The organism is Frankia sp. AgKG'84/4 (assembly GCF_023242965.2).
In the GTDB taxonomy this organism is placed as follows: domain Bacteria; phylum Actinomycetota; class Actinomycetes; order Frankiales; family Frankiaceae; genus Frankia.
The window spans coordinates 1-1,889 of sequence record NZ_JALKFU020000996.1; the positions used below are offsets into that span (position 1 = coordinate 1).

General features: G+C 73.9%; 1 protein-coding gene. It reads left to right on the forward strand.

What is annotated here, in order from left to right:
- Positions 1–497: 497 nt before the first annotated feature.
- A partial coding sequence (locus tag MXD58_RS30475) for an acyltransferase domain-containing protein (protein WP_308302056.1) occupies positions 498–1,889 on the forward strand: 1,392 nt, incomplete at its 3' end.

The window sequence follows — 1,889 nt, forward strand, 5'->3', positions numbered from 1 at the left end:
CGGTCTCGCCGAGCCCTGGCGGGAGCGGGCAGAGGCCGCTGGGCGGCGAGGGCGCAGCCGGTCGCGCGCAGCGGCGGAACCCGACCGGACCCGCGGTTCCCGGGAAGGGTCGGTAAGCCTTTCGCGACCTGTCGCGAACCTGTACCCCTACGGCCCCCTGCTTCTCAGATCACAGCGTCTATTTATGCTGCGGCCCGTACGGGTGGTAGGGGTTGTCGAGCTGGTCGCCGGCCAATCAGGATAAGAGCCGCGATGATGTGCCGCCGGTGAACCGCGCGGTCGCCCAACCGATCCAATACTCCATTGAGTGGATGCTGATGACGGGGTCGATAGAATTGTGGGATTCTCGCGTGGATGAGGCACGCCGAGTCATCCCGTGGGTTCTGGGGGCCGCTGGCCCGGCGGGTCTGCGAATGCAGGCGGCCGAGCTTTGCGCGCAATACCGCTCCGATACCGGGAAGCGTCCGCTGGACATTGGATTCTCGCTGGCATCGCGGGTGACTCCGTCGGCCTACCGCGGCGTCGTCCTCGGCGCGACCCGCGGCGACTTCCTGCGCGGCCTGGAGGCACTCGCCCGCGGTGAGAGCGTCCCGGGCGTCGTGCACGGCCCGGCCGGCGACGCGGTGCGCCCCGTGTTCGTCTTTCCTGGACAGGGTTCCCAGTGGCCGGGAATGGCGAGGGACCTCATGGCGGTGTGGAGCCCCTTCGACGCGGCGGTCCGGGCGGCGGCCGAGGCGCTGGCGCCGTTCACCGACCACTCGGTCCTCGACGTCCTGCGTTCCACCGCTGGTACGGGGACGCCGACGCTGGAACGGGTGGACGTGGTCCAACCGGCGTTGTTCGCCGTGATGGTGGCGCTCGCCGGGCTGTGGCGCGCGTTCGGGGTCGAACCGGTGGCCGCGATCGGTCACAGCATCGGTGAGCCGGCAGCGGCCTGGCTGACCGGTGCCCTCTCCCTCGCCGACGGCGCGCGGGTCACGGCACGCCTGAGCCAGGCGCAGCAGACCCTCGCCGGTCAGGGCGAGATGGCCCTGGTGTCGCTGCCCGCGGCCGAGGTCGGGCGCGATCTTGCCGCCGAGGGAGACCGGGTGGGAATCGCCGCGGTCAACGGTCCGGCAACCGTCGTGATCTCCGGTGACGCGGACTGCGTCCGCCGGCTTGTCGCGGGATATGGGGAGCGGGGCGTGTGGGCGCGCCGGATCGCGGTCGGCCTGGCCGCGCACTCCGGCCAGATCGAGCGGCTCCGAGACCGCCTGCTGCGCGAGCTGGCACCGGTCGCACCCCGATCGGCGCGGTTGTCTTTCTACTCCGGCCTGGCCGGGGCCGTCCTCGACGGGAACGCGCTGTCGGGTGACTACTGGTATCGATCCCTACGGGAGCCGGTGCGGTTCGCCCAGGCGGCGGGGGCCGCCCATGCCACGGTCGCGGGTGCTGCCTTCATCGAGATCAGCCCGCATCCCGTGCTCACCGGGAGCCTGCGGGACATCGTCGAGGCCCCGGATGCTCACGGCGGTCCCGCGGCGGTCCTCGCCTCCCTGCGCCGCGATCAGGGCGGCCCTCGCCGGTTCCTGCTCTCCCTGGCCGAGGCCTGGATCCGGGGCGTGGCGGTCGACTGGACGGTGGCCTTCGCCGGCACCGATGGAGGTCTTCTCGCGGACGTGGGCCAGCCGGCCGGACGCGGAGATCCGGTCCTGATCGGCGGTGCGGTACCCGGCGGCGCGGTGGCCGGCGGCGCGGTGGCAGGGCACCAGGCGGACGGTGACGCGGGGGCCGGTGCGGTGCCGGACGGGACCGAGGGGCCCGAGCTGGCGCGGGGGGGGGGGGGGGGGGGGGGGGGGGGGGGGGGGGGGGGGGGGGGGGGGGGGGGCGGGGGGGGGGGGGGGGGGGGG